Origin of the sequence: Streptomyces sp. NPDC059524 (assembly GCF_042749255.1) — a bacterium.
In the GTDB taxonomy this organism is placed as follows: Bacteria; Actinomycetota; Actinomycetes; order Streptomycetales; family Streptomycetaceae; genus Streptomyces; species Streptomyces xanthii.
Genome location: NZ_JBHYTK010000090.1, coordinates 20,590 through 27,252, shown reverse-complemented (window position 1 = coordinate 27,252; position 6,663 = coordinate 20,590). Strand labels below are relative to the sequence as shown.

Genomic DNA, 6,663 nt, shown 5'->3' with positions numbered 1-6,663 from the left:
TTGTTTATAAGACACACCCCACACGCGGCGCGCCCGCACGGCCGCGGGCCCCACGCCCCGGTGACGCACGGCACGTTGCGGCCCCATGGCCCCGCCCCCCGGGGGGGGTGCCGGGCCCTTCGCGCGTCCGTGGGCGGCCGTGAGCAGGTTTGCCGCCCCTTGGGGTACCGGCCGGTGTACTCGGGAGTCGGGGGCCGCTACGCTGCGAGAGCGTGTCGCGCGTAGACCCTCTGGTCCCGCGGCGCGCACGCCGCCGGGTTCCCGGCTGGAGGCGCACCTCATACCAAGAGTGAGCGCCGAGGTGCGACCGCGCAACTCGTTTTCTCTTCCGTTCCGTTCGGTATCCGGACACTGCTGACCGATAGATATGTAACGCGTCCGTTTCGTGACCCTCTAGTGCGGATCGGTTTGTCCGGATTTTGGGAGAAGTACGCAGCAGGTGTGATCGAACCGAGACCAAATGGGTGTTGGTGACCGACACTCCATGGCTAATAGTTGACGCCGTAGAGCTCGGGTCAATGGGTCACGCGCAGTGGGGAGCGCCGACTCACGAGCACACTGGGGCGCTTTGAAGCGCCGGGGCGGCAGGGGTGCCGAACCGGGGTGGATGCGCCCTCTCTCGCAGTGAACAAGTGGACTCATGAGGAGGAACCCCATGCGTGGTGCCAAGAGCGCCAAGTGGGTGGCGGGCGCGGCGATCATCGCTCTGGCCGCGACCGCGTGCGGAGGCGGCAACAGCGACAGCGGCAAGGACGACAAGGCCGCCGTCGACCCGAACGGCACGTTCTCCGTCGAGGTGGGTGAGCCGCAGAACCCCCTGCAGCCCGCCAACACCATGGAGTCCAACGGCAGCATCGTGCTGTCCACGCTGTTCTCGCAGCTCGTGGACTACGACGCCAAGGGCAACATCACCATGGTGAACGCCCAGTCGGTCGACACCACGGACAACAAGACCTTCACGGTCAAGCTGAAGCCGGGCTGGAAGTTCCACGACAACACCCCGGTCACCGCCGAGTCGTACGTCAAGGCCTGGAACTGGGGCGCCAACCCGGCGAACAAGCAGACCAACAGCTTCTGGTTCTCGGACATCAAGGGCTACGACGACGTCGCGCCGGCCAAGGGCAAGGCGAAGACCGACAAGATGTCCGGTCTGAAGGTCGTCGACGAGAACACCTTCACCATCGAGCTCTCGAAGCCGATCCCGTACTTCGTGTACAAGCTGGGCTACGAGGTCTTCTCGCCGCTGCCCGAGTCCTTCTTCAAGGACCCGACGGCCGCCGGTCAGAAGCCGGTCGGCAACGGCCCGTACAAGTTCGTCTCCTGGCAGCACAAGAAGGAGATCAAGGTCTCCCGCTTCGACGGGTACCAGGGCCCCAACAAGGCGAAGAACGGTGGTGTGACGTTCAAGAACTACACCAACCTGGAGACCGCCTACGAGGACCTGAAGTCGGGCAACGTCGACGTCCTGCGTCAGCTCGCCCCGAAGGACCTGCCGGTCTACAAGCAGGACCTGGGTGACCGCGCGGTCGACCAGTCCTACTCCGCCATCCAGACCATTGCCGTGGCGTACTACACGAAGCAGTGGAAGGACATCGACCCCAAGGTCATCCAGGGTCTGTCCATGGCGATCGACCGTGACACCATCACGAAGACCGTGCTCCAGGGCACGCGTGAGCCGGCCACGGGCTGGGTCGCCAAGGGCGTCCTCGGCTACCAGCCGAACGCCGCGGGCGACGTCACCAAGTACGACCCGGCCAAGGCCAAGAAGCTCATCGAAGAGGGCGGCGGCGTCCCGGGCAACAAGATCTCCATCCAGTTCAACGCGGACGGTGGTCACAAGGAGTGGGTGGACGCCGTCTGCGGCTCCATCAAGAAGGCCGTCAACGTGACCTGCGTGGGCGACTCGAAGGCCGACTTCCAGGCGGACACCAACGCGCGTGACGCCAAGGAAGTCAAGTCGATGTACCGCTCCGGCTGGGTGCTCGACTACCCCTTCAACGCCAACTTCATCCGCGACCTGTTCGGCACCAAGTCGGACGGTAACCAGGGTGGCTTCTCCAACAAGAAGGTCGACGAGATGATCGCCGACGCCGACAGCGCCAAGACGCTGGAGGAGTCGGAGAAGAAGTACCAGGACGTCGAGAAGCAGCTGGTCAACTACATGCCGACCATCCCGCTCTGGTACTACAAGGTCAACGCGGGCTACTCGGAGCGGGTCTCCGGCGTCAAGTACGCGCAGGACGGCGACCCGATCCTGGACGGCGTCCAGGTCCACAAGTAGTAACCGCTGACGACAGCGTTCGTGTCCGCTGCTCCCCGGCCGCACCCGGGGGCAGCGGGTACGTGCGGGCCGAAAAACTGGCCGGGGGGCCCTTTTCACTGTATGTACCGCGCTCTTTCGGGCGCGCGGACGTGCGTACGGCGAAAAGGGCCCCTTGCTGCGATTGACATGGAGGCATGATGGGGCGCTATGTCGCACGACGACTGCTCCAGATGATCCCGGTGTTCATCGGGACGACTCTGCTTATCTTTCTCATGGTGTACGCCCTGCCCGGCGACCCCGTCCGGGGTCTCTTCGGCGACAAGGCGAGCAGCCCGCAGATCATTGCGCAGCTGCGCCATGAGTACGGGCTCGACCAGCCCGTGCTGGTCCAGTACTGGCACTACATGCGGGACATGATCCTGCACTTCGACTTCGGCACCCAGATCGCCTCGGGGCGCCCGGTGACCGACGTCCTCGGCGACGCGTTCCCGGTCACCATCCGGCTGGCGTCCCTCGCCTTCGCGATCGAAGCGGTTCTCGGCATCCTGCTCGGCGTCGTCGCCGGCATGCGGGCCGGCAAGCTGGCCGACACCGGCGTGCTGTTCCTGACGCTGCTGCTGATCTCGGTCCCCGTGTTCGTGCTCGGGTTCATCTTCAAGACGGTCTTCGCCTTCCAGCTGGGCTGGATGCAGCCGAACGTCAACAACGACCAGAACTACAGCGAGTTGCTGATGCCGGCCATCGTGCTGGCGGCGGCCTCGCTCGCGTACGTGGCCCGACTGACCCGTACGTCGGTCGCGGAGAACCTCCGCTCCGACTACATGCGCACCGCGGTGGCCAAGGGCCTGCCCAAGCAGCGCATCATCGGCGTCCACCTGCTGCGCAACTCGCTGATCCCCGTCGTCACCTTCCTCGGCACCGACCTCGGCGCCCTGATGGGCGGCGCCGTCGTGACCGAGGGCCTGTTCAACATCCACGGCGTCGGCGGCACGATCTACGAAGCCCTGTCGCGCCGGGAGGGAACCACGCTGGTCGGACTGGTGACCATCCTGGTTCTCGTCTACCTCGTCACCAGCCTGATCGTCGACCTGCTCTACGCGGTCCTGGACCCGAGGATTCGCTATGTCTGATCTGACCAAGTCCGCGGAAGCCCCCGCCGCAGCCGCCGCCGGCGGTCAACTGCCCGAGCCCACGGTCAAGGTGAAGGCCGAGAAGGCCCGCAGCCTGTGGAGCGACGCCTGGCGCGACCTCCGCTCCAACTGGATCTTCATCGTCTCGGCGCTGCTGATCCTGCTGCTCCTGGTGATCTCGGCGTTCCCCGGCCTGTTCACGGGCATCGACCCGACCGACCGCGACCTGGCCAACCACTACCTCGGCAAGCCCGAGCTGGGGAAGGTCTTCTCCGACGGCTGGCTCGGCTACGACGCGCAGGGCCAGAGCGTCTACTCGCGCATGATCTACGGCACCCGTGCCTCGGTCATGGTCGGCCTCGGCACCACGCTCGTGGTCACCCTCTTCGGTGGTCTGATCGGCATGCTCGCCGGCTACTTCGGCGGCTGGCTGGACGCGATCCTCTCCCGCGTCACCGACATGTTCATGGGCATCCCGTTCCTGCTGGGCGCGATGGTCATGCTCAACGCCTTCTCGGACCGCAGCATCCCCGTCGTCATCGCCGCCCTCGCCTTCCTCGGCTGGACGCAGACGGCGCGCGTCATGCGCGGCTCGGTCATCACGGTCAAGCAGGCGGACTACGTGCAGGCGGCCCGCGCCCTCGGCGCCGGGACCAACCGCATCCTGTTCAAGCACATCCTGCCGAACGCCATCGCGCCGGTGATCGTGGTCGCCACGATCTCGCTCGGTGTCTACATCGCGGCCGAGGCCACCCTGTCCTTCCTCGGACTCGGCCTCACCAGCGGTGTCTCGTGGGGTGCCGACATCTCCGCGGGCGGCAACTCGATCCGCGTGGCGCAGCACATCATCCTGTTCCCGTCGATCATGCTCAGCATCGCCGTCCTGTCGTTCATCATGCTCGGCGAAGCGGTGCGCAACGCCCTCGACCCGAAGATGCGCTGAGGGAGGCGTACATGACCATCATCGACAACCCCGCGCTGGTTCCGGCCCCGCGGTCCGACGACGACGGGCCCCTGCTCGAAGTCCGCGACCTGCACGTCGAGTTCCACACCCGTGACGGCGTCGTCCGCGCGGTGAACGGCGTCAACTACAGCGTCAGCTCCGGCGAGACGCTGGCCGTGCTCGGCGAGTCCGGCTCCGGCAAGTCCGTCACCGCCCAGGCGATCATGGGCATCCTCGACATGCCGCCCGGCAAGATCCCGCAGGGCGAGATCCTCTACCGCGGCCAGGACATGCTGAAGATGGCGCCGGACGAGCGGCGCAAGCTGCGCGGCGCGAAGATCGCCATGATCTTCCAGGACGCGCTGTCCTCCCTCAACCCCGTGCTGACCGTGGGCTACCAGCTCGCCGAGATGTTCCGGGTGCACCAGGGCCTCAGCAAGAAGGAGGCCAAGGCGAAGGCCATCGAGCTGATGGACCGGGTGAAGATCCCGGCCGCGGCGGCCCGCGTCAACGACTACCCGCACCAGTTCTCCGGCGGTATGCGCCAGCGCATCATGATCGCGATGGCGCTCGCCCTGGAGCCGGACCTGATCATCGCCGACGAGCCGACCACGGCCCTCGACGTGACGGTCCAGGCCCAGGTCATGGACCTGCTCGCGGAGCTGCAGCGCGAGTACAACATGGGCCTCATCCTCATCACGCACGACCTGGGTGTCGTCGCCGACGTCGCCGACAAGATCGCCGTGATGTACGCGGGCCGGATCGTCGAGCAGGCGCCGGTCCACGAGATCTACAAGCGGCCCGCGCACCCGTACACGCGCGGTCTGCTCGACTCGATCCCGCGCCTGGACCAGAAGGGCCAGGAGCTCTACGCGATCCAGGGTCTGCCGCCCAACCTCCTGAAGACGCCGCCCGGTTGCGCGTTCAACCCGCGGTGCCCGAAGGCGCAGGACATCTGCCGCACCGACGTCCCGGCGCTCGTCGAGGTGACGGAGCAGGACGGCGGCGCGCTGCCCGGCCGGCGCAGCGCCTGCCACTTCTGGAAGGAGACGATCCATGGCTGAGCTCGGCAAGAAGGACGAGGCCGTGGACGCCACCCCGAACGTCTCGGACGTCGACGTCGTCAAGGCGACCGGCGAGGACGCGGCCGTCGCCGCGCTCGACAAGACGATCGAGCGCGGTGAGCCGATCCTCCAGGTCCGCAACCTGAAGAAGCACTTCCCGCTGACCCAGGGCATCCTCTTCAAGAAGCAGATCGGCGCGGTCAAGGCCGTCGACGGGGTCTCCTTCGACCTGTACCAGGGCGAGACCCTGGGCATCGTCGGCGAGTCCGGCTGTGGCAAGTCGACCGTCGCCAAGCTCCTGATGAGCCTGGAGAAGGCGACCGCGGGCGAGGTCTTCTACAAGGGCCAGGACATCACCAAGCTGTCCGGCCGTGCCCTGAAGGCCGTCCGCCGCAACATCCAGATGGTGTTCCAGGACCCGTACACGTCGCTCAACCCGCGTATGACGGTCGGCGACATCATCGGGGAGACCTTCGAGATCCACCCCGAGGTGGCCCCCAAGGGCGACCGGCGCCGCAAGGTCCAGGACCTGCTCGACGTCGTGGGTCTCAACCCGGAGTACATCAACCGGTACCCGCACCAGTTCTCCGGCGGTCAGCGCCAGCGCATCGGCATCGCCCGCGGCCTCGCGCTCAACCCGGAGATCATCATCTGCGACGAGCCGGTGTCGGCCCTGGACGTGTCCGTCCAGGCGCAGGTGGTCAACCTGATGGAGAAGCTGCAGGACGAGTTCAACCTCTCCTACATCTTCATCGCGCACGACCTGTCGATCGTCCGGCACATCTCGGACCGGGTCGGGGTCATGTACCTCGGCAAGATGGCCGAGATCGGCACGGACACGCAGATCTACGACCACCCGACGCACCCCTACACGCAGGCGCTGCTCTCCGCGGTGCCCGTGCCGGACCCGGAGGCCCGTGAGGGTCGCGAGCGCATCATCCTCACCGGTGACGTGCCCTCGCCGGCGAACCCGCCCTCGGGCTGCCGCTTCCGCACCCGGTGCTGGAAGGCGCAGGACAAGTGCGCCGAGGAGGTTCCGCTCCTCGCGATCCCCGAGCGTTTCAAGGGCTCGGACTCGCAGGCGGCCCACGAGTCCGCCTGCCACTTCGCCGAGGAGAAGGACGTCGTCCACGCGTCCTGACCCCGTGCCTCATGCACGTCGGGGCCCCCCCCCCCCGGGGGGGGGCGGCCCGCCGGGGGGGGGGGGGCCCCCCCCCGGGGGGGTGAGTGGGGGGGGGGGTGTGTGGGGGGGGTGGCGCCGAC

Annotated in this window: 5 protein-coding genes; all 5 read left to right on the top strand. The window is 67.0% G+C overall.

Annotated features, from left to right (window positions below):
• Window positions 1–655 precede the first annotated feature (655 nt).
• The 5 genes from ACFW9D_RS23810 (at window position 656) to ACFW9D_RS23790 (ending at window position 6,541) form a co-directional block, all read left to right on the top strand.
• Entirely contained in the window at window positions 656–2,281 is a 1,626-nt protein-coding gene (locus ACFW9D_RS23810) for an ABC transporter substrate-binding protein (protein ID WP_384624507.1), read from the top strand.
• Between the two features lie 179 nt (window positions 2,282–2,460).
• Window positions 2,461–3,393 carry an ABC transporter permease gene (locus ACFW9D_RS23805; RefSeq protein WP_188341327.1) on the top strand — a complete coding sequence of 311 codons (933 nt, stop codon included), beginning with the start codon at window positions 2,461–2,463 and terminating at the stop codon, window positions 3,391–3,393.
• A complete protein-coding gene (locus ACFW9D_RS23800; protein WP_188337049.1) occupies window positions 3,386–4,336 on the top strand; it encodes an ABC transporter permease in 951 nt (316 codons plus the stop codon). Before ACFW9D_RS23805 ends, ACFW9D_RS23800 begins: the two co-directional genes overlap by 8 nt.
• An 11-nt stretch (window positions 4,337–4,347) precedes the next feature.
• On the top strand, window positions 4,348–5,400 hold the full coding sequence (locus ACFW9D_RS23795; RefSeq protein ID WP_188337048.1) for an ABC transporter ATP-binding protein: 1,053 nt from the start codon (window positions 4,348–4,350) through the stop codon (window positions 5,398–5,400).
• A complete protein-coding gene (locus ACFW9D_RS23790; protein ID WP_384624505.1) occupies window positions 5,393–6,541 on the top strand; it encodes an ABC transporter ATP-binding protein in 1,149 nt (382 codons plus the stop codon). Before ACFW9D_RS23795 ends, ACFW9D_RS23790 begins: the two co-directional genes overlap by 8 nt.
• The last annotated feature ends 122 nt before the right edge of the window (window positions 6,542–6,663 follow it).

Bases quoted from the DNA above. Each gene is read 5' to 3' on its own strand.
- ACFW9D_RS23810 (WP_384624507.1), top strand. From the start codon at position 656: ATGCGTGGTGCCAAGAGCGCCAAGTGGGTGGCGGGCGCGGCGATCATC.
- ACFW9D_RS23805 (WP_188341327.1), top strand. From the start codon at position 2,461: ATGGGGCGCTATGTCGCACGACGACTGCTCCAGATGATCCCGGTGTTC.
- ACFW9D_RS23800 (WP_188337049.1), top strand. From the start codon at position 3,386: ATGTCTGATCTGACCAAGTCCGCGGAAGCCCCCGCCGCAGCCGCCGCC.
- ACFW9D_RS23795 (WP_188337048.1), top strand. From the start codon at position 4,348: ATGACCATCATCGACAACCCCGCGCTGGTTCCGGCCCCGCGGTCCGAC.
- ACFW9D_RS23790 (WP_384624505.1), top strand. From the start codon at position 5,393: ATGGCTGAGCTCGGCAAGAAGGACGAGGCCGTGGACGCCACCCCGAAC.